At 62.9% G+C, this 18,339-nt stretch carries 20 protein-coding genes; 12 read left to right on the top strand and 8 right to left on the bottom strand.

The features are described from left to right. Positions 1 to 42: 42 nt before the first annotated feature. A complete protein-coding gene (locus A3AS_RS0139440) occupies positions 43 to 990 on the bottom strand; it encodes an AraC family transcriptional regulator (protein ID WP_026202845.1) in 948 nt (315 codons plus the stop codon). Between the two features lie 298 nt (positions 991 to 1,288). On the opposite strand from A3AS_RS0139440, the gene A3AS_RS0139435 reads away from it, so the two are divergent. Genes A3AS_RS0139435 through A3AS_RS0139425 form a run of 3 tightly spaced genes read left to right on the top strand, consistent with a single transcriptional unit; the run spans position 1,289 to position 3,896 of the window. Further along, on the top strand, positions 1,289 to 2,398 hold the full coding sequence (locus tag A3AS_RS0139435; RefSeq protein ID WP_018322927.1) for a DUF2336 domain-containing protein: 1,110 nt from the start codon (positions 1,289 to 1,291) through the stop codon (positions 2,396 to 2,398). Further along, positions 2,395 to 2,727 (top strand): PilZ domain-containing protein, encoded by a 333-nt coding sequence (locus A3AS_RS0139430; protein WP_018322926.1) that lies wholly within the window; start codon positions 2,395 to 2,397, stop codon positions 2,725 to 2,727. Before A3AS_RS0139435 ends, A3AS_RS0139430 begins: the two co-directional genes overlap by 4 nt. A 50-nt stretch (positions 2,728 to 2,777) precedes the next feature. Next, positions 2,778 to 3,896, top strand: a complete 1,119-nt coding sequence (locus tag A3AS_RS0139425) for an HD-GYP domain-containing protein (RefSeq protein WP_018322925.1) — start codon at positions 2,778 to 2,780, stop codon at positions 3,894 to 3,896. A gap of 40 nt (positions 3,897 to 3,936) precedes the next feature. On the opposite strand, the gene A3AS_RS0139420 is transcribed toward A3AS_RS0139425, so the two are convergent. Further along, entirely contained in the window at positions 3,937 to 4,140 is a 204-nt protein-coding gene (locus tag A3AS_RS0139420; RefSeq protein ID WP_018322924.1) for a hypothetical protein, read from the bottom strand. 560 nt (positions 4,141 to 4,700) lie between these two features. Between A3AS_RS0139420 and A3AS_RS0139410 the strand changes: the two genes are divergently transcribed. After that, on the top strand, positions 4,701 to 5,663 hold the full coding sequence (locus tag A3AS_RS0139410; RefSeq protein WP_018322922.1) for an alpha/beta hydrolase: 963 nt from the start codon (positions 4,701 to 4,703) through the stop codon (positions 5,661 to 5,663). A gap of 46 nt (positions 5,664 to 5,709) precedes the next feature. Here the strand turns inward: A3AS_RS0139410 and A3AS_RS0139405 are convergent, their stop codons facing one another. After that, a complete protein-coding gene (locus A3AS_RS0139405; RefSeq protein WP_018322921.1) occupies positions 5,710 to 6,081 on the bottom strand; it encodes a nuclear transport factor 2 family protein in 372 nt (123 codons plus the stop codon). 87 nt (positions 6,082 to 6,168) lie between these two features. On the opposite strand from A3AS_RS0139405, the gene A3AS_RS0139400 reads away from it, so the two are divergent. After that, complete coding sequence (locus A3AS_RS0139400) at positions 6,169 to 6,732, top strand: TetR/AcrR family transcriptional regulator (protein ID WP_018322920.1); 564 nt, start codon at positions 6,169 to 6,171, stop codon at positions 6,730 to 6,732. Positions 6,733 to 6,747: 15 nt separating this feature from the next. On the opposite strand, the gene A3AS_RS0139395 is transcribed toward A3AS_RS0139400, so the two are convergent. Next, complete coding sequence (locus A3AS_RS0139395) at positions 6,748 to 7,215, bottom strand: cupin domain-containing protein (RefSeq protein WP_018322919.1); 468 nt, start codon at positions 7,213 to 7,215, stop codon at positions 6,748 to 6,750. A 200-nt stretch (positions 7,216 to 7,415) separates the two neighbouring features. Between A3AS_RS0139395 and A3AS_RS0139390 the strand changes: the two genes are divergently transcribed. Continuing rightward, positions 7,416 to 7,664: a hypothetical protein gene (locus A3AS_RS0139390; protein ID WP_018322918.1), complete on the top strand. Its 249-nt coding sequence runs from the start codon at positions 7,416 to 7,418 to the stop codon at positions 7,662 to 7,664. 155 nt (positions 7,665 to 7,819) lie between these two features. On the opposite strand, the gene A3AS_RS0139385 is transcribed toward A3AS_RS0139390, so the two are convergent. Then, positions 7,820 to 8,695 carry an MBL fold metallo-hydrolase gene (locus tag A3AS_RS0139385; RefSeq protein ID WP_018322917.1) on the bottom strand — a complete coding sequence of 292 codons (876 nt, stop codon included), beginning with the start codon at positions 8,693 to 8,695 and terminating at the stop codon, positions 7,820 to 7,822. 130 nt (positions 8,696 to 8,825) lie between these two features. On the opposite strand from A3AS_RS0139385, the gene A3AS_RS0139375 reads away from it, so the two are divergent. Beyond that, positions 8,826 to 9,359: a transposase gene (locus A3AS_RS0139375; RefSeq protein WP_018322916.1), complete on the top strand. Its 534-nt coding sequence runs from the start codon at positions 8,826 to 8,828 to the stop codon at positions 9,357 to 9,359. Positions 9,360 to 9,648: 289 nt separating this feature from the next. Here the strand turns inward: A3AS_RS0139375 and A3AS_RS0139370 are convergent, their stop codons facing one another. Further along, entirely contained in the window at positions 9,649 to 11,271 is a 1,623-nt protein-coding gene (locus A3AS_RS0139370) for an ABC-F family ATP-binding cassette domain-containing protein (protein ID WP_018322915.1), read from the bottom strand. Between the two features lie 613 nt (positions 11,272 to 11,884). Between A3AS_RS0139370 and A3AS_RS0139360 the strand changes: the two genes are divergently transcribed. The 5 genes from A3AS_RS0139360 to A3AS_RS48030 all read left to right on the top strand — a co-directional run bounded on the left by A3AS_RS0139360 (position 11,885) and on the right by A3AS_RS48030 (position 16,671). Beyond that, positions 11,885 to 13,012, top strand: coding sequence for a TRAP transporter substrate-binding protein (locus A3AS_RS0139360; RefSeq protein WP_018322913.1), 1,128 nt, complete (start codon positions 11,885 to 11,887; stop codon positions 13,010 to 13,012). A 111-nt stretch (positions 13,013 to 13,123) separates the two neighbouring features. Continuing rightward, positions 13,124 to 13,726: a TRAP transporter small permease subunit gene (locus tag A3AS_RS0139355; protein ID WP_018322912.1), complete on the top strand. Its 603-nt coding sequence runs from the start codon at positions 13,124 to 13,126 to the stop codon at positions 13,724 to 13,726. After that, entirely contained in the window at positions 13,723 to 15,072 is a 1,350-nt protein-coding gene (locus A3AS_RS0139350) for a TRAP transporter large permease subunit (protein ID WP_018322911.1), read from the top strand. The genes A3AS_RS0139355 and A3AS_RS0139350 overlap by 4 nt, the downstream gene beginning before the upstream one ends. Before the next feature lie 31 nt (positions 15,073 to 15,103). Continuing rightward, on the top strand, positions 15,104 to 16,504 hold the full coding sequence (locus tag A3AS_RS0139345; RefSeq protein ID WP_018322910.1) for an amidase: 1,401 nt from the start codon (positions 15,104 to 15,106) through the stop codon (positions 16,502 to 16,504). Further along, a complete protein-coding gene (locus A3AS_RS48030; RefSeq protein ID WP_018322909.1) occupies positions 16,501 to 16,671 on the top strand; it encodes a hypothetical protein in 171 nt (56 codons plus the stop codon). The genes A3AS_RS0139345 and A3AS_RS48030 overlap by 4 nt, the downstream gene beginning before the upstream one ends. A gap of 99 nt (positions 16,672 to 16,770) precedes the next feature. Here the strand turns inward: A3AS_RS48030 and A3AS_RS0139335 are convergent, their stop codons facing one another. After that, positions 16,771 to 17,118 carry a hypothetical protein gene (locus A3AS_RS0139335; protein ID WP_018322908.1) on the bottom strand — a complete coding sequence of 116 codons (348 nt, stop codon included), beginning with the start codon at positions 17,116 to 17,118 and terminating at the stop codon, positions 16,771 to 16,773. A gap of 54 nt (positions 17,119 to 17,172) precedes the next feature. Continuing rightward, positions 17,173 to 18,339 (bottom strand): efflux RND transporter permease subunit (locus A3AS_RS0139330; protein WP_018316727.1); only part of this gene is annotated, 1,167 nt, incomplete at its 5' end.

Raw genomic sequence — 18,339 nt, 5'->3', positions numbered from 1 at the left:
GGTAGCACAAAAGCCGGCGTCCGGCCCTACTCGATCCGTCAACTATCGCCCGCGTCCGCGCTCCAGCGTTTGCGACGGCGTCTCGCCGAACTGGTCGCGGTAACTTCGGGAGAAATCGCTGAGATGCCAGAAGCCGAACGCAAGCGCCACCGCCTTGACGCTGTCGGCGCCGGCGAGCAGCCGTCGGCGCACCAGCCACAGCCGGCGCAGGCGCAAGTAACGGTGCAGGCTCATGCCGCGATAGCGGCGGATGACGTCGTGCATGGTGCGGACGGACAGTCCGAGCTTGCGGGCAATCTCCTCGCTGTAGATCGGCTGCGAGAGGTCATCGGACAGTAGCGCACTGATATCCCGGAACATCCTGAAGTTCCGCTCGTCATTGGGGCGCAGCGTCCAGCGGACCGAAACGACATCTCCCAACACGTGGTCGACGGCCGCGAGCAGGGATTCCTTCATTGCCCTTGCCTTGACCGGGAGATCTGACGCCTCGACGGGCTCTGAGGCCGCGGCCAGCACCTCACGCACCACACGGCGCAGCCGGTCCAGGCCAGCGGCACTCGTTTCGAAAATCTTGAAGGTCTGGGAAGCTCTGGGCCAGCCGCGGTCCCTCACCTCCGGGCTGAAAACCACTGAGGCGATTTGCCGCTGCACCTCCTCGATGACGGTGTAGGCCGCGCCGCCGCTGCCAATGACCACGGCCGGGCGCGCACGTTGCGAGCCATTGAAGCGAATGGGGACGTTGAGGTCGTCCATCGTGAAGCCGATCGCCGTGCAATTCCCGACGAGCTGTGCATCAACGACCCGGGGAAACGCGCACGTCAAATTCACGTCGCACCCGGGCAACGACAGAATTGTCTGCTCAGACGAAATCTTCCGTACGAAAGGCGTGAACTCGAAATTCAGCCCGCGTATGGCGCTTCGAAATTCGTCGACGTCTGAAAAACGAAATGTCTTGAGTGCCAGCCTGGGCACGTCATCAATGCTGTTCATGAAAATACGAAACCCGGTGTCGCAATCGACGCGCATCCGGCAACGGTGCCGATCCGCTTCCCCTTTTTGGTTTCTCGTCGGACCTGAAGAATCAATCCTAACGTGTCCTGATCAATTGGGAAGGGTCCAAGTGAAAGGACAAGCCGGGACGTCGAGCCTTGCCGATTTTCGATAGCATTTCCCGAAATGCCGCGGTGTATAATACCCTGGGATTTAATTCTCAAAATTAAAAATTAACATCTTTGAGGCCCAATAAAGCTCGTTAAATCGTATAGCTATTTTATTTCAGGCTCCTGCCATGATGGCAAATTCGCCTGCTGATATTTTGGTCGAGTTGGAGGATGCGGTCGCAACTTGCCCGCTGGACCGCTGCGCTCGCATCCTCGAAGGCATTTTGCAGCTGCTCACCGGCAGCCGCGACCGGCCTCAGGAATTGCTGGCCAGTGTGGTCGACGGCGTCCTGCTTCGATTGACGGAGCGGGTCGAGGCCAGCGCATTGATTCAACTCGGCGCGGCGCTTGCCGAGCTCAAAGTGGCTCCGCCGAAGACCCTGCAACGTCTTGCCTTACACGACGATCCCGGCGTGGCCTGCCCCGTTCTGCTCAAATCGCAGGCGCTCTCCACGTCCGATCTCGAAACAATCGCGATTTCGAGCGGCGAACCGCAGCAACTCGCGATCGCTGTCCGAGCGCGCATCGAACCCCGATTGACCGAGACGCTCATCAAGCGCGGCGGCCGCGCCGTTCACCTTGCGCTGATCAGCAACGCAGGGGCGCGGTTCTCCGATGCCGCCTACGTCGCGCTCGTTGAAACGTGCGCAAGCGATGACGAACTCACGAAGGCCCTGGCGCTCAGACCAGGCACGCCAGATCCGGTCCTGCGGAAATTGCTGCCGGCCTCGCCGGCCCCCGACGCTCGCGCGGAGCCAAAGGCTTCCACCGTCTCGTGTCCTCGAGCGGCAGCGCCGATCGTGCCCAAGCTGCCTAGCGCGGCCGCCTATGCAAGCGCACGGCCGGAGATCGTCGCGCTCAACCGCATCGGCAAGCTCAACGATTCTGCGGTGAACCGCTTCGCGATCCGCGGCGAGACCGCCAATTTGTTCACCGCCTTGTCGGTGCTTTCGGGGACCCCCATCGAGATCGTCGAGCACGTCATGACCGACGGCGATTGCGAAGGCCTGGTGATGGCCTGCCGGGCGTCGCGGCTGAACTGGCAGACCACGCTTGCCATCCTGAGCAACCGCAGCGGCACCAGGCTTTCCTTTACCGAGCGCGAACGCGCACAACACGTTTTCGAGACGCTGCTTCTGTCGACCAGTCAGTGGACGGTGCGTTGGGGGGAAATCGCCGCAAGCGTCAAGGAGAGCGGTCGGCGAGATCGCGGCGCAAAAACGGGGGGTAGCCGATGAAGTTCGACGGCCGCAAGGCGGCGCGCGTGCGGATGGACCACAGGCAGGCCGTCAATCTGATGGGCTCTGACGGCACATGGCGGCGCAGCTGCGTTCTGCTCGACGTGTCGCAGACAGGCGCAAAGGTCGAGGTCGAGGGCACGCTGGACGTGCTGCAGGCCAAGGAATTCTTCATGCTGCTGTCGTCGACCGGGCTCGCCTATCGGCGCTGCGAGTTGGTCTGGATCGATGGCACCACGGCCGGCATTCACTTCGTCACCGCTGACGGCAAAAAGAAGCCGGCGAGCGCACCCTCGGCTGCTACGCAGACCGTCGCCCGAAACAAATAGGCCAACAATTCATCCCAATTATTGCAATCCACGATAGTCCAGGTCGAGCCGTGCAGAACGCGCGAACCATCCTCAGCCCCGTCAATGCGGACGGCATCCGCGAGAAGGAAGCGGCCCGCTCCTTCGTGCATGTGCTGGCGGATACGTCCGACAGGCTGGCCGGCGTCTGCACGATCCTTGAGGACCGTTTCGCCGTCGCCGGCGAACGGCTGGACGCCGAAGCCAAGCTGTCGCAGGTGCCCGCCGCCATCGTCATCCGCGCGGACCTGCGCGACGTCGACAATATCGCCGCCCTCAAGAGACGGGCTGGCAAGCTCGCCAAGGCGAAGAAGCGGATATTTCTCCTCGAGCACAGCTCTCACGTCGGTATCTCGCAAGCCTACGCGCTCGGGGCGACGCACGTCCTGTCCGGTACGATCAACCGGCCCAAACTACTGTCTGCGCTGTGCGATCCGGCGAATCCGTCCTCCGCCGCGCCGGGCGGGATGTCACGGTCCGACAACGCCGTCGAGGCGGCGGCGACCGCTGTCGCCTCGATGTTCACGGCTGTGACCCTGGGCCAACCTCTTGACATAGACGGCACCAAGGAGGCCGGCCGCCAGATCGCCGATCGCATAACCGAGCGAGGTCTTTCGGAATGGCTCTCGACGGTACGGCGCCACCACGAGGGAACCTATCAGCACTGCCTGCTCGTGACCGGCCTCGCCATCGACTTCGGCCTGAGCCTCGGTGTCGGAAGAGCCGATCTGGAGCGTCTGTACTCGGCAGCCATGTTCCACGACATCGGCAAGGCGCAGATTCCGCTGGCCATTCTCGACAAGCCGGGCCGCCTCGATGCGGAGGAACGTGGCCTGATCGAGACCCATCCGGCCGCTGGCCATGAGTTTCTAAAGGGCCACGACAAGATTTCACCGGAAATTCTCGATGCCGTTCGTCATCATCACGAGTACCTCGACGGCAGCGGCTATCCCGATGCGCTCTGCGCCGAGAGCATCGGCGACGTCGTAAGGATTCTCACGATCTCCGACATCTTCGCAGCGCTGATCGAGCACCGGCATTACAAGCCCACCATGCCTCGTGCGGAAGCCTACGACGTCCTCTGCGGGATGAGCGGAAAATTGGAGAAAGCGCTGGTGACCTCGTTCAAGGAGGTCGCGCTCACGCGATAAGGCCGGCTGGCCTATGGCGATGGCCGCGAAGCGAGCCCGGCTAGTGCGTGGCGCGATGGCTGGCGCGGTGCGGGATGGACCGGCAGGCCAGCCCGTCGGCCAGCAGCTTCATGTCCTCATGCCTGCCGCTGCGTATCAGCCGGCCGAACTCTTCGGGTGTGAAAGGAAGACTTGGATCAGCATCGATGGGGCGCCGCAGCCGCGGGCCGAAGAACCATCGAACCAGGCTAGCCAGCCGCCGCATGTCAATTCCCTCGCGCCAGCAACAAACCTCTCAGTCTGCATATTGTTCCTCCCGCATCTTCGAGATTGCAAGAGGCCGCGAACGACTCCGCACCAAAAAAATTTTGCGAGAGAATAATCTCCTCTTCATGATGCTAATCGGCAAAACCCACGTAGCGCACGAACTCTTCGTTATGCTCGCGGTCCGAGCGAACGGCGTTCGCGGCGAGTCGTCGTCGGGATAGCCCATCGCGACGGAGGTCATGATCATCTCGTCCTCCGGAATTTCTCGCGACCTCGCGCACGATGTCGGAGCGCATGATGCCCTGCCCGTTGGTGACAGAGCCGAGACCGCGGTCCGTGCCGCGAGCATGATGCCGTAGCAGGGCGCACCGAGATCGACCCGGCTCGTTCTTGAAGCCACGCACGCTGCGGCATGACTAGACCAGCGTTTCGAATTCCACCCTCTAAAGCCTCCCCGCCCTTCATCCACCGGCCTGACGACACGGCCGGTTGCCGATGCGGCGCGCAAAATCTATGCTAAGCGGCAAGCAAGACCAAGAACCCTGGAGGACCGCAACCATGGCCGCGCCACTCGATCCCGTCATCGCCCAGATCATTCCGCTCATGCCGATGCGCGATCCCACGGTCATGACGCCACAGAGCGCCCGCGATTCCTTGCGCGCACTGGCTGCCTCGCGCGCCGCCATCCCGCCGCCGCCCGTCGCCAGCGTCGAGGACATCAAGGTGAAAGGTGGCGCCGGCCCGCTTCCGGCACGCGTCTATCGGATCGGCAGCACGCCCGCGCCAACCGTGGTGTTCTTTCACGGTGGCGGCTGGGTCGCGGGCGACCTCGAGACCCATGACCGGCAGGCGCGCAATCTTGCGATCGAGACCGGCGCCGTCGTTATCTCCGTCGACTATCGCCGCCCGCCGGAGACGCGCTTTCCGGGCGCGTTCGAGGACGCCTTCGCCGCCGTGAGTGATATCTTCGACCGCGTCGCAGAATTTGGCGGCGACGCAAAACGCCTCGGCGTTGCCGGCGACAGCGCCGGCGGCAATCTCGCCGCGACCACTGCGATCGCCTGCCGCGATGCTGGCATCAAGCTCGCCGCGCAATTGCTGGTCTACCCCGTGACCGACGTCCTCGGCGCTTACGCCGACGTGCGCGAGAACGCGCGCTATCCCTCACGCGCCGAGAATGCCGAGGGTTACTTTCTGACGCGTGCCACGATGGAATGGTTTTGCGGCCATTATCTCGCCGAGCCCGATCACGCCCTTGATTGGCGCGTCTCGCCGCTGCGGGCCGCCTCACTTGCGGGCCTTGCACCCGCGGTCGTGACCACCGCCTGGTTCGATCCCCTGCGCGACGAGGGCGCAGCCTATGCGCGGGCGCTGGAGGCCGCCGGCGTGCGGGTCAAGCATCACGAGGGCCCCGGCCTGATCCACGGCTATTTCGGCATGGGCGACGCCTCGGACGTGGCGCGTGCCGAGGCGCAGCGCGCGCGAGCCGACTTCAAGGCCCTGCTGGCGCGCGGGACCTGACGCAGAGCCGAGACACGGCGGACCCGATCTCAAGCGGCAGCGACGGTCAGCCGTTGGCCGCCGCCACCTCGAAGAAGCCGGTCGCCTGAACCAGGCGACCATCTTCGCCAAAGCGGCCGAAGCTCTCGCCCTTGACGAAGACGCGGCCGGCGCCGTCGTACATGGTCCAGCGGAAAAGCGCCTGCTCGTGGTGTTCGAGGAAGCTGTCGTTTCTGAAGTAGGCGCCCGGAAATTTTTGCTGCGTCTGCCCGATGCGGGCCATCAAGGCTTCCCGCCCCGCCACCTGCGAGCCCGGATCCGTGTACACGCAATCGGCGGCCACGCTCTGTTCGAGCAGCCGACGCCGTTCGCTCTCCTCAACGGGCCCCCATGCGGCCTGATAGGCGTTCCACGTCCTCAGTCGCGCTTCGTCGTTCATCTCGCAACACCCTCTTGCTTTTCCTGATCATGACAAATTGACAATTATCGAAATTTTGTCAAGATGCGAACGATTGATGGGGAGATCATGGTTCAATCCCGCGCCTCGAAAGAACAGCTTGCCGTCGCGGCTGCGACCACGGTCTTTTCGCGCTACGGCTATGCCCGAACGACGATGGGCGACATCGCCTCTGAGGCGGGGATATCGCGGCCCGCGCTCTACCTGCTCTTCCCCGACAAGGACGCGGTGTTCGCGGCAGTCATCCAGGGAATGGACGAGCAGAAGCATCGCGAGATCAGGGCCGCGATCGCCCGCCTCGACGGGCTTCACGCCAAGCTGCTCCACGCTTGCAAATCCTGGGGATGTCATGGCTTCGACCTGGTCGAGGCGCATCCGGATTCGGCCGATCTCTTCGACCTCCGCTTCCCCGCAGTCCGACAGGTCTATGACAATTTCCAGTCCCTGGTCGTCGAGCTCATCGGCGATCAGGTGCGGTCCGCAAGGGGAGCGGACGAACCCGAAGTTTTGGCGCGCTGCCTCGTGTTCGGCATGCGCGGACTGCGGGAAACAGCCAGGAGCGGCAAGGAGATGCGGCGCTTGATCGCCGTTCAGGTCGCCATGCTCATCAGAAGCATCGGCGGCAAGGTTTAGACTGTGCAGAGCGGCCTATCGCGCGCTCCGCGTTCCCTCTGCGCGGGTGTGCCCCCAAGTCTCGTCCCAATCCTGGCCGGCGGCGTCGACCACGCGGCCGTCGGCTTCGAAGAACTTGTTCGGCACCTGGAAGATCGCGAGGATCAGGGCCCCGTCCGGACACCAGGCGGCATGCCGGCTGCCTGCCTCGCGCCAGATGAATTCGCCGGCCTTGCAGGCGATGCCCTTGGCCGGCCCCTCCTTGTCGACGAGTGCGCCTTCGATCACCCAGCTCTGCTCGATGCCGACATGCTCGTGATCCGGCAGCACCGATCCCGGCGCAAATCGCATCAAGGCGGTCATCAGGCCGGTGCGGCGATCGAACAGCAGCGTCTTGGCCTCGCACCCCGGAAAGCGCGTCGTCTGCCATTCCATGTCTTGCGGCCGAACCAGGTGCGAATGCTGATCGGCGGCTTCCCAGTGTTTCGGGATCACGGCGTCCATCACGATGCTCCATCCAGACTGAGCTGGCCAACCCTAGCAGCATTGCCCGCCGCGGTCTGCGAGCAGTGCAACAGGACGCCTGGCCAACTCCCGCTCGAAAAAATCGCCAGCCCGACCGGACGGCAGGCCCTCATCCAGCTTGATTGCGCCACGATTCCCGGCTCCAATCTCTCCGCCATTTCTGGTTTACGGAGACACCCATGATGAAGCGGATTTTCCTGGCTGCAATCGTTGCCACCTTTGCGGCAGGCTCGGCCTTCGCGCAAGAAACCTGCGAGAGCAAGGCGGTCGGCAAGGACGGCAAGCCGCTTGCCGGCGCCGCCAAGACCTCGTTCCTGAAGAAGTGCAAGGCCGACGCCTGCACGCCCAAGGCCGTGAGCGCCGACGGCAAGCCGCTCGCCGGCGCTGCCAAGAACAGCTTTATGAAGAAGTGCGAGGTCAGCGCGTAAGGCGCGCTCGATCTACCCCCTCGCCCCGAGAGGGTTGGGGTGAGGGGAGTCTCCGTGGGGCGGTGACAGCTGAGCCCGAGGAGAGTCCCCCTCACCCGAATTTGCGCTTCGCGCAAATTCGACCTCTCCCCGCAAGCGGGGCGAGGTGAAGAGGTTCACTCCCGCTTGAACTTATAATCAAACGCGTCGCCCAGCGGCTTGATCAGCCCCGCCGTCGGCGCAGGGAAATGAACCGGTAAAATCAGCGTGTCGGTGTCCGCCACGGAGGCGAAGAATTTTCGCCGCGAGAGAGCCGACTGCTTCGGGTCCCAATCCGGCTTCGCCGACCAGTCCGGCTCGCGGCACTGGATCTGGTGATGCATGAGGTCGCCCGCGACCACCGCGCGCTGGCCCTTCGAAAAGATGTTCACACAGCAATGACAGGGCGAATGTCCCGGCGTCGGCGTCAGCGTGATGGTGTCGTCGAGCGCGTAATCATCGTCGACCAAGAGCGCCTGCCCCGCTTCGACGATCGGCAGGCAATTGTCGCGAAACACGGTGCCGGGCGGATTGCTGCCCTTGGCGTTCTCCGCTTCCCAGGCCGCGTATTCACCCTTGTGAAAGACGTATTTCGCATTCGGAAATGTCGGCACCCAGCGGCCGTCGCGCAAACTCGTGTTCCAGCCGGTGTGATCGATATGCAGATGCGTGCAGAACACGTAGTCGATCTGCTCAAAACCGATGCCGAGCGCGAACAGCTCGTTGCGCCAGCGCTCCTTGCCCGGAAAATCGAACGGCGGCGGATGGCCCTTGTCCTCGCCGGTGCAGGTATCGACCAAAATGGTGTAGCGCGGCGTGCGCACCACAAAGGTCTGGTAGGTGATGACCATCATGCCGCGCGCGGCGTCGAACACCTCGGCCTCCATCGTCGGCAGATGACGGCCGAACACGCCCTCGTCATAGGCCGGGAAGAAATCCCGCGGCCGCCGCCACGGCCCCTCCCGCTCGATCACGGCGTCGATGGTGATCTCGCCGATCCGGAGTTGCTTCATCGCCGTTTCACTCCCTTTTTTTCAAAAGCGTAGCGAGGGCGGCCGGGGCGTTCAAGCGAGCGAATTGATTGCAAATCTCTCGATGTGGTTGTAGCCCGGATGAAGCGAAGCGTAATCCGGGACGGTCTGCATGGTTCGCTATCGCCGCAATCTTCTTCCCGGCGGCACCTTCTTCTTCACCGTGACGCTGGACGATCGAACATCGTCCGCGCTGATCGATCATGTCGACCAACTGCGCGGCGCATTCCGCGTCACACGGGCCGAACGACCATTCGAGATCGACGCGATCGTGATCCTGCCCGATCACCTGCACGTCATCATGACGCTCCCGGACGAAGACGCTGACTTCTTCGGGAGATGGCGGCGGATCAAGAGCCTATTCACTCACCGGCTGGCGTCGTCCGGCGCCCCGATCTCCCGCAACGACCGTGGCGAATTCGCTTTGTGGCAAAAGCGCTTCTGGGAGCACACGGTCCGCGACGATGCGGATTTCGAACGATGCGCCGATTACATTCATTATAATCCGGTCAAGCACGGGCTCGTCGCGTCACCGGTCGATTGGCCGTACTCATCGCTCCATCGCTACGTTCGGGCTGGTATGCTCGCTCCCGATTGGGGAGGCGTTGGCGAGATCACAGGCAATTTCGGCGAACGTGGAGACTGATCCCGGATTGCGCTGCGCTTCATCCGGGCTACGGGCCCAACAACCTGCACTTCGTAGCCTGGATGGAGCGAAGCGTAATCCGGGGCGACCATCCACATCGCACGACTGCCCATGTGGCACGAATCCCGGATTGCGCTGAGCTTCATCCGGGCTACGGGTCCAACGACCTGCACTTCGTAGCCCGGATGGAGCGAAGCGTAATCCGGGGCGACCATCCGCATCGCACGACTGCCCATGTGGCACGAATCCCGGATTGCGCTGCGCTCCATCCGGGCTACCCGCCCCCCAATTACGACCGCAACCCCGGCGCCTCCTGCCCGGTGCGCGCAACATATTCCGTGTAGCCGCCGCCGAACTGATGGATGCCTTCCGGCGTCAGCTCCAGCACCCGGTTCGACAATGTCGCCAGGAAATGCCGGTCATGCGAGACGAACAGCATGGTGCCCTCGAAATCGGAAAGCGCCGTGATCAGCATCTCCTTGGTGGCGAGGTCGAGATGGTTGGTCGGCTCGTCCAGCACCAGGAAGTTCGGCGGGTCGAACAGCATCTTGGCCATCACCAGCCGTGCCTTCTCGCCGCCTGACAGCACGCGGCAGCGCTTCTCGACGTCGTCGCCGGAGAAGCCGAAGCAGCCGGCGAGCGCGCGCAGGCTTCCCTGCCCCGCGGTCGGAAACGCGTATTCGAGCGATTGAAACACCGTCTGCTCGCCATCAAGCAGGTCCATCGCGTGCTGGGCGAAATAGCCCATCTTGACGCTTCCGCCGACCGCCACCGTGCCCTGGTCCGGCTCGCTCGCACCCGCAACGAGCTTGAGCAGCGTCGACTTGCCGGCGCCGTTGACGCCCATCACGCACCAGCGCTCCCTGCGCCGGATCATGAAATCGAGCCCGTCATAGATGCGCTTGGCTCCGTAGCCCTTGTGCACGTTCTTGAGCGCCACGACGTCCTCGCCCGAACGCGGTGCCGGCGGAAAATCGAATGCCACGCTCTGGCGGCGGCGCGGCGGCTCGACCCGCTCGATCTTGTCGAGCTTCTTCACCCGGCTCTGCACCTGGGCGGCATGCGAGGCGCGCGCCTTGAAGCGCTCGATGAACTTGATCTCCTTGGCGAGCATCGCCTGCTGGCGCTCGAACTGCGCCTGCTGCTGCTTCTCGTTCTGCGCGCGCTGCTGCTCGTAGAATTCGTAGTCGCCGGTATAGGTGGTGAGCGAGCCGCTATCGATCTCGATCACTTTTGAGATCACGCGGTTGATGAACTCGCGGTCATGCGAAGTCATCAGCAGCGTGCCTTCGTAATCGTGCAGGAATTTTTCCAGCCAGATCAGGCTTTCGAGGTCGAGATGGTTACTCGGCTCGTCGAGCAGCATCACGTCCGGGCGCATCAAAAGAATACGCGCCAGCGCTACGCGCATCTTCCAGCCGCCGGAGAGTTTTCCGACGTCGCCGTCCATCATCTCCTGGCTGAAGCCGAGGCCGGACAGCGCTTCGCGCGCGCGGCCGTCAAGCGCGTAGCCGTCGAGCTCCTCGAAACGGTGCTGCACCTCGCCGTAGCGGGTGATGATCTCGTCCATCTGGTCGGCTTTGTCAGGATCGGCCATGGCGGCCTCGAGCTCGCGCAGCTCGGCCGCGACCTCGCTGACGGGGCCGGCCCCGTCCATCACCTCGGCCACGGCACTGCGGCCCGACATCTCGCCGACGTCCTGGTTGAAATAGCCGATGGTGATACCGCGATCGGTCGAAACCTGCCCCTCGTCGGGCAGTTCCTCACCGGCGATCATCCGGAACAGCGTGGTCTTGCCGGCGCCGTTCGGCCCGACCAGGCCGATCTTCTCCCCCTTGCTGAGGGCCGCGGAGGCTTCAATGAAAAGGATCTGGTGGCCGGCTTGCTTGCTGACGTTGTCGAGGCGGATCATGACTGTCTTTTGGGGGATTTTTGCGTTGCAGCGTCATAGGCCATGCCGGCGCGGAGGGGAAGCCCGGCGGGGTACGAAATCGGACGAGGCCGATACCGCCTCATGTCAGGGGCCCGACCGCTCACGGCAACTAAACCGCGACCGACAGCCCAGGAGCGGGCTGCCGGCGGCCAGCCCCGCTGTCCCTCGCGGCTTGTGCTCCACATCGTGCGGGAGCTTGCGCCGAGCGTTTCCGCCTCCTCCGATCTTTGGAAGGTCATTGGCCTATGCCGTGGTCTCGATGACTTCCACACATCCGGCGACTGGAGTTGGCATGGTCTCGTGACGGTCAGCCGGCTCGGCCACAACATTCCTGTAGAGACTCAACATGCGAACGCCGCGATGCAGACGTTCGCCTTCATCTTTGCTGCGCCGCGACAGGCCCGTGAGTATCTCACTACTGAACGCTCGAATGGGATCGCCTAAGACTAAGGAATGCGACATCGGGTAGCTTGTCGGATGCCGGCAATACGTCCAAACTTCGATCAAAGTCGCTGGAATGCGGCCTACCTCCAGCGGTCATCGACGCGCACCGAAACGCGTTCGAACAACGAAGCCGCCAGGGAGGACGTCCATGACTGTAAAGTCTGAAAAGACCAGAACCACTCGTCGCAAATTCTTGCTGACGGCCGGCGCCGCCGGCGCTGCCACCATCGCCATGCCGCAAGTCAGCCGCGCGCAAACGGCGACCCTGAAGATGCAGGGCTCGTGGGGCAAGGCCGATGTCTTCAACGAAATGGCCGAAGACTATGTGAAGCGCGTCAACGAGATGGCCGGAGGTCGACTGCGCATCGACTATCTGGTCGGCGGCTCCGTCGTGCATCCCTTCCAGGTGTTCGATGGCGTTCATGGCGGCCAGATCGACGCCGCACACACGGTCACTGTCTACTGGTACGGCAAGCACAAGGCCGCCTCGCTGTTCGGTACAGGCCCCGTGTTCGGCTTCAACGCCAACGAAGGCCTCGGCTGGATCCACAACGGCGGCGGCAAGGAGCTGTTTGAGGAGCTCCAGACCAAGATCATGAACGTCAACATCAAGAGCTTCTTCGCCATGCCGATGCCGACCCAGCCGCTCGGTTGGTTCAAGAAGCCCATCACCAGCGCGGATGACCTCAAGGGCTTGAAGTATCGCACGGTGGGCCTGGCCGCCGATCTCTTCCAGGCGATGGGTGCATCCGTCGCGCAGCTACCCGGTGGCGAGATCGTGCCCGCGATGGAGCGCGGCGTGATCGACGGGTTCGAATTCAACAATCCGACCTCGGACCGGCGCTTCGGCGCGCAGGATGTCGCCAAGAACTACATGATGGGCAGCCATCATCAGGCGACGGAATATTTCGAGATCATGTTCAACCGGACGAAATTCAACGCCCTGCCGAAGGAACAGCAGGCGATCCTGCAATACGCCGCGGAAGCTGTGTCCTCCGCCAACGAATGGAAAGCCATGGATTATTATTCGAAGGACCTGCAGGAGCTGATTAACAAGGACAAGGTCAACGTCGCGCGGACGCCGAAGTCGGTGTTCGACGCGCAGATCAAGGCATGGGACGGCCTGATCGCCCAGCTCGGCTCCGATCCGTTCATGAAGAAAGTCATGGACTCGCAGAAGGAATGGGTGCGCCGCGTGGTCTACTACAACACGAATAACGCGACGGACTACCGCGGCGCCTTCGAGCATCACTTTCCAGGCGTGCTCAAGGTCTGAGGGCTGTCGCGGCGCTTGGCGTGAGGCCGTATAGAGGGACGGCGCGATCGAAGCGCCGCCCACGAATTAGGGGGACGTCCGGATGTATTGCTCGCAGCGAGTTCGGCTCGCATGACGAAATTTCTGTTCTTCATCGACGAGCTGAGCACGTGGGTCGGCAAGGCGTTTGCATGGCTGATTCTCGTCCTTACGCTGGGGGTCAGCTACGAGGTGTTCGTGCGCTACGTGCTGCGTGCGCCGACCACTTGGGCTTTCGACATCAGCTACATCACCTATGGCGCGATGTTTCTGATGGCCGGCGCATATACGCTCTCGCGCAACGGCCATGTCCGCGCCGACGTGGTCTACCGCCTCTGGTCGCCGCGCACCCAGGCAACGATGGACCTCGTCCTGTATATCCTGTTCTTCCTGCCGGCGATCGGGGCGCTGATGTATGCGGGCTGGAATTACGCCCAGATGTCGGTGCGGTTCCGCGAGGTCAGCATCTTCAGTCCGGCCGGCGTGCCGGTGTTTCCGCTGAAGGCGCTGATCCCGCTCACCGGCTTCCTTCTGTTCCTGCAAGGGATCGCCGAAATCATTCGCTGTGTGCTTTGCATCCGCACCGGCCGATGGCCGCAACGCCTGCACGACGTGGAAGAAACCGAGAGCCTCGTCATCCGCGAGCATCAGCAGCAGGCGGTTGAGCCGCAGCGCGAGAAGGGACCAGGCGCATGACCGATCCTCAACTCGGCATGCTGATGTTGGGCCTCTTCATCTTCATCATCATGCTCGGATTCCCGATAGCCTTCACGCTGATGGCGATGGGCGTCTCGTTCGGCTACTATGCCTACTACACCCCCGGTCAGGACTTCTTCCAGAATCGCATCTTCACGCTGCTGGTGCAGAAGACGTTCGAGGTCACGTCCAGCGACGTTCTAGTTGCGGTTCCGCTCTTCCTGTTCATGGGCTATCTGGTCGAGCGCGCCAACATTCTCGACCGCCTGTTCTACTCGCTGCAATTGTCGATGAAGAACGTGCCGGGCGCGCTTGCGGTGGCCACGCTGATCACCTGCGCGATGTTCGCGACCGCCACCGGCATTGTCGGCGCCGTTGTCACGCTAATGGGCCTGCTGGCCCTGCCCGCGATGTTGCGAGCGGGCTACGACACCAAGCTGTCGGCAGGCGTGGTCTGCGCCGGTGGCTGCCTCGGCATCCTGATTCCGCCGAGCATTCTCCTGATTGTCTATGCGGCGACCGCCGGCGTTTCAGCGGTCAAGCTTTATGCGGCCGCGTTCTTTCCGGGATTCTTGCTCGCTGGCTTCTACGTCCTCTATGCGATGACCCGCGCGATCATCAATCCCGCGCTCGCGCCGAAGCTGCCGCGCGAGCAGACCGACGTGCCGACGTCCAAGGTCGTCTGGGCACTTGCCACGTCATTCCTGCCACTTGCGTTGCTTATCGTTTCGGTGCTCGGCGCGATTCTGTTTGGCTTGGCAACGCCATCCGAGGCGGCCGCGGTGGGTGCCCTCATGAGCATGGTTCTGGCGGCCGCCTATCGTTCGCTCAACTACGAGATGCTGCGCGAATCCGTGTATCTGACCGTGCGCGCCACCGCGATGGTTTGCTACCTGTTCATCGGGTCGTGGACGTTTTCCGCGGTGTTTGCCGTCCTTGGCGGACAGTCGGTGGTGGAGCAGTTCTTCACCTCGATGGACCTTTCGCCGATCCAGTTCCTGCTGCTGACCCAGCTGATCATCTTTCTGCTCGGTTGGCCACTGGAATGGACCGAGATCATCATCATCTTCGTGCCGATTTTCCTGCCGCTGCTTCCCCAGTACGGCATCGATCCGATCTTCTTCGGCATCCTGGTGGCACTGAACACGCAGACGGCGTTCAACACGCCGCCGGTCGCGATGGCCGCCTTCTATCTGAAGGGCGTGGCGCCGCCTCAGGTGAAGCTAACCGACATCTTCTCCGGCGCGCTTCCCTTTGTCGGCCTCGTCTTCCTCACCATGGCGTTGGTCTACATCTTCCCGGAGATCGCATTGTGGCTGCCCACCTATCTCTATGGATCCCGATGAGCGGACCCGGTAAACCGCAGAAAGTCGGCGCATGAGTCTCAACGCGCTCGGTCTCACGGAAGCTGCGACCGGCATCCGCGATGGCCGCCTCAGTTCGACCGAGCTTGTCGGCGACTGCCTCAGGCGCATCGATGAGGTCGATCGCGATATCCATGCGTGGGCATTCCTCGATCCCGACCACGCGATGCGGCAGGCAGAGGCAGCCGACGATCATCGCAAGCACGGCAAGGCTTTAGGCCCGCTGCATGGCGTGCCCGTCGGCATCAAGGATATCTTCGACACCGGCGACATGCCGACGGAATTCGGCTCAGATCTGTGGGCCGGACGCACGCCGCGCCGCGATGCGGCGGCCGTGGCGCGTCTGCGGGCGGCTGGCGCTGTGATCCTCGGCAAGACGGTGACCACCGAGTACGCGTACTACAATCCCGGCAAGACCCGAAATCCGCACGACACGGCTCACACGCCCGGCGGATCGTCCTCGGGCTCCGCCGCGGCCGTTGCGGCGCTGATGGTGCCAGGTGCCATCGGCTCGCAGACCAACGGCTCGGTAATCCGTCCTGCCGCCTTCTGCGGCGTGGTCGGTTTCAAGCCCACGCACGGCATCATTCCGCGCACCGGCGCGCTTGAATTGTCGCGCACGCTCGATCATGTCGGCGTGTTTGGGCGCAGCGTCGAGGACGTGGCCCTGCTCGCCGAGGCCCTCGCCGGCTTCGACCAGGAGGATCCGGACACCCGGTCTGTTGCGTGTCCGCCATTCTCCACGGTCGCGGCGAGCGAGCCGCCGTTACCGCCGCGATTTGCCTTCGTGCGCTCTCCGGTCTGGGATCAGGCCGAGCCGGTGACGCATGATGCCTTTGCCGAGCTCGTCGAGGTTTTGGGTGACGCGTCGAGCGAAGTCGAGCTTGGGCCCAGCTTCGACATGGCCGTCGATATGCACCGCATCATCATGGAAGTCGATATGGCGCACAATCTGCGGCGCGACTACCAGCGGGGCGCCGACAGGCTGAGCACACCGCTGCGTCAGGCGATCGAGCGCGGCCGCACGCATCTCGCGCTGGATTATCGCAACGCACTGTCCGGCATTGCGCCGCTCAATCAGGCGCTGGACCATATCTTTGACGAATATGACGCGATCCTGACGCCCGCAGCGCCGGGCCCGGCGCCCGGAATTGAGACGACGGGCAACCCGATTTTCTGCACGCTTTGGACCTATCTCGGCGTGCCCGCCATCAGCCTGCCGTTGATGAGCTCCGAAACCGGCCTTCCGCTCGGCGTTCAGCTCGTCGGCCGCCGCGACAACGATGCCCGCCTCCTGCGCACGGCGCACTGGCTTGTCAGGACCATCGGATGCACCGGTCGTGGCACTCGGCGCAAACTCGCGAGCGCCGGGGCGAAATCGGCTCCCGGTGCGGAGAAAAGGAACGTGCGATGACCAATGCGATCACCGGACTCATCGGCCTCGCGCTCGTGGTGACATTTCTTGGAATCCTGGTGGTTTGGATCAAGGCCATCCCGCTCATCATCATTGTTGTCAGCGTCATGATTCTGGCAGTGATCGATTTCGTGCGATCCCTGCGGACGAACGGCGGGCTTCGCTGACTGCCGGGCTGGCAAGACCGCCGCGTCTCCATCGATTCACCAGAAATCCAGGCGCTTGCAGGCCATCGGCCTGCATCATGGCCACCTATTGCGCGCCAACTATTCCGCAGTGTATCTCGCCGTCAGCGAATGACCGTGCAAACTCGCGGAAAACACCACAATGGCCTTTGGCGACAGCTCGGCCTGCAGCTTTCCCGCCATCAGGTTGGGGTTGGCCGGCGCGAGCGGAACGGTGACGGTCTTGCCGCCGTCCTGAATTGTTGCGCGACCTCGCATGTCCTTGGTCGGAAGCGGCGATCCATCGTCGTCCCCAACATAGAAGACGATATCCGTACCCTTGCGGACAAACTCAATGGGATGCCCCTGCGATTTGACGACGGGACCGCCATTGCTCCCCTTCGTCTGTGCCATGGCAACGTCCGGCATGGCCGCGATCACAGCCAGCATGGCCGGGATAATATATCTTCTCATCGGTAGCTCCTCGGTGGTTTGGTGCGGACGTCAATAGGCTTCCGCAGGGGTGAAGGTTGCAGCATGTCCGGCCACGAGCCGCTCCAGCGGCTGCTTACCAAACATCAAGAACAGGATCGGGGTCACGACGGTGTCGAGGATAGTGGCACTCAGCAGACCGCCAAAAATCGTCACGGCCACGGGGTGAAGGATCTCCCTGCCCGGTTGGTCCGCGCCGATCAAAAGCGGCGTCAGGGCCAGTCCTGCGCAAAGCGCTGTCATCAGAACGGGACTGAGGCGCTCCATGCTCCCCCGAACGATCAGCTCGATTCCGAAATGCTCACCTTCGTGAATGGCGAGATTGATATAATGGGATATCTTCAAGATCCCATTGCGAGCCGAGATGCCGGCCAGCGTGATGAAGCCGATCATCGAGGCCACCGACAAGGGCTGCCCGGGAATCTTCAACGCGGCAACGCTCCCGATCAAAGCGAGCGGAATACCGCCCATGATGATCAGCGCCAGCGCGGTCGATCGATAGCGGCTGTAGAGAACGATGAAGATCATCGCCATCGACGCCAGCGACAGAATGCCGATGCGCCAGGACGCCTCCTGCTGGGCCTGAAATGCGCCCTCGAGGTTAGTTGTGTAGCCTTGCGGAAAGTCGAGTTCCCGAACGGTCTTCTGGATGTCGGCGGCGATATCGGCGATGTCGCGGCGTCCATCCCCGTTGCCGTAGACGACGATCCTGCGTTGGGTCCCCTCCCGTTGAATCTGGTTCGGGCCGTCGGTCTCGACAACCTCGGCCAAAGCACTCAGCGGAACGAATTCCAGGCCCGTCGGAATGAGCAGGTTTTGCAGCCCGGTTGTCGAACGGTCTTGCTCCGACAGGCGCATGACGACGTCGAAGCGGCGGTTACCGTCGACGATCTGGGAGACCTTCCGGCCATTGGAAAGCGTGTCGAGTGCCTGGGTGATCGCGGCCGGCGTCAGGCCATGAAGTGCGGCGCGAGCATGGTCGACCTGAACCCGCACCTGCGGAATGAGCACCTGCTTTTCGACCTGGAGGTCGACCAGACCGGGGGTCGTCGATAGACGTTGCCGCACGGTTTCGGACAGGCGGCGCAACATCTCGATGTCCTGTCCAAAGATCTTGAGCACGATCTGGGCACGAATACCCGACTGGAGATGATCCAGGCGGTGGCTGATCGGCTGTCC

The organism is Bradyrhizobium sp. WSM2793 (assembly GCF_000379585.1).
Classification (GTDB): domain Bacteria; phylum Pseudomonadota; class Alphaproteobacteria; order Rhizobiales; family Xanthobacteraceae; genus Bradyrhizobium.
This window is presented reverse-complemented; position numbering and strand designations above follow the sequence as displayed.

What these genes read in the sequence shown, in the direction of transcription:
- A3AS_RS0139385 (WP_018322917.1), bottom strand. Translation starts at nt 8,695, where the DNA reads ATGAAGCAACTCCGGATCGGCGAGATCACCATCGACGCCGTGATCGAG.
- A3AS_RS0139360 (WP_018322913.1), top strand. Translation starts at nt 11,885, where the DNA reads ATGACTGTAAAGTCTGAAAAGACCAGAACCACTCGTCGCAAATTCTTG.
- A3AS_RS0139395 (WP_018322919.1), bottom strand. Translation starts at nt 7,215, where the DNA reads ATGGACGCCGTGATCCCGAAACACTGGGAAGCCGCCGATCAGCATTCG.
- A3AS_RS0139370 (WP_018322915.1), bottom strand. Translation starts at nt 11,271, where the DNA reads ATGATCCGCCTCGACAACGTCAGCAAGCAAGCCGGCCACCAGATCCTT.
- A3AS_RS0139435 (WP_018322927.1), top strand. Translation starts at nt 1,289, where the DNA reads ATGATGGCAAATTCGCCTGCTGATATTTTGGTCGAGTTGGAGGATGCG.
- A3AS_RS0139430 (WP_018322926.1), top strand. Translation starts at nt 2,395, where the DNA reads ATGAAGTTCGACGGCCGCAAGGCGGCGCGCGTGCGGATGGACCACAGG.
- A3AS_RS0139355 (WP_018322912.1), top strand. Translation starts at nt 13,124, where the DNA reads ATGACGAAATTTCTGTTCTTCATCGACGAGCTGAGCACGTGGGTCGGC.
- A3AS_RS0139405 (WP_018322921.1), bottom strand. Translation starts at nt 6,081, where the DNA reads ATGAACGACGAAGCGCGACTGAGGACGTGGAACGCCTATCAGGCCGCA.
- A3AS_RS48030 (WP_018322909.1), top strand. Translation starts at nt 16,501, where the DNA reads ATGACCAATGCGATCACCGGACTCATCGGCCTCGCGCTCGTGGTGACA.
- A3AS_RS0139350 (WP_018322911.1), top strand. Translation starts at nt 13,723, where the DNA reads ATGACCGATCCTCAACTCGGCATGCTGATGTTGGGCCTCTTCATCTTC.
- A3AS_RS0139440 (WP_026202845.1), bottom strand. Translation starts at nt 990, where the DNA reads ATGAACAGCATTGATGACGTGCCCAGGCTGGCACTCAAGACATTTCGT.
- A3AS_RS0139335 (WP_018322908.1), bottom strand. Translation starts at nt 17,118, where the DNA reads ATGCTGGCTGTGATCGCGGCCATGCCGGACGTTGCCATGGCACAGACG.
- A3AS_RS0139375 (WP_018322916.1), top strand. Translation starts at nt 8,826, where the DNA reads ATGGTTCGCTATCGCCGCAATCTTCTTCCCGGCGGCACCTTCTTCTTC.
- A3AS_RS0139390 (WP_018322918.1), top strand. Translation starts at nt 7,416, where the DNA reads ATGATGAAGCGGATTTTCCTGGCTGCAATCGTTGCCACCTTTGCGGCA.
- A3AS_RS0139400 (WP_018322920.1), top strand. Translation starts at nt 6,169, where the DNA reads ATGGTTCAATCCCGCGCCTCGAAAGAACAGCTTGCCGTCGCGGCTGCG.
- A3AS_RS0139420 (WP_018322924.1), bottom strand. Translation starts at nt 4,140, where the DNA reads ATGCGGCGGCTGGCTAGCCTGGTTCGATGGTTCTTCGGCCCGCGGCTG.
- A3AS_RS0139410 (WP_018322922.1), top strand. Translation starts at nt 4,701, where the DNA reads ATGGCCGCGCCACTCGATCCCGTCATCGCCCAGATCATTCCGCTCATG.
- A3AS_RS0139345 (WP_018322910.1), top strand. Translation starts at nt 15,104, where the DNA reads ATGAGTCTCAACGCGCTCGGTCTCACGGAAGCTGCGACCGGCATCCGC.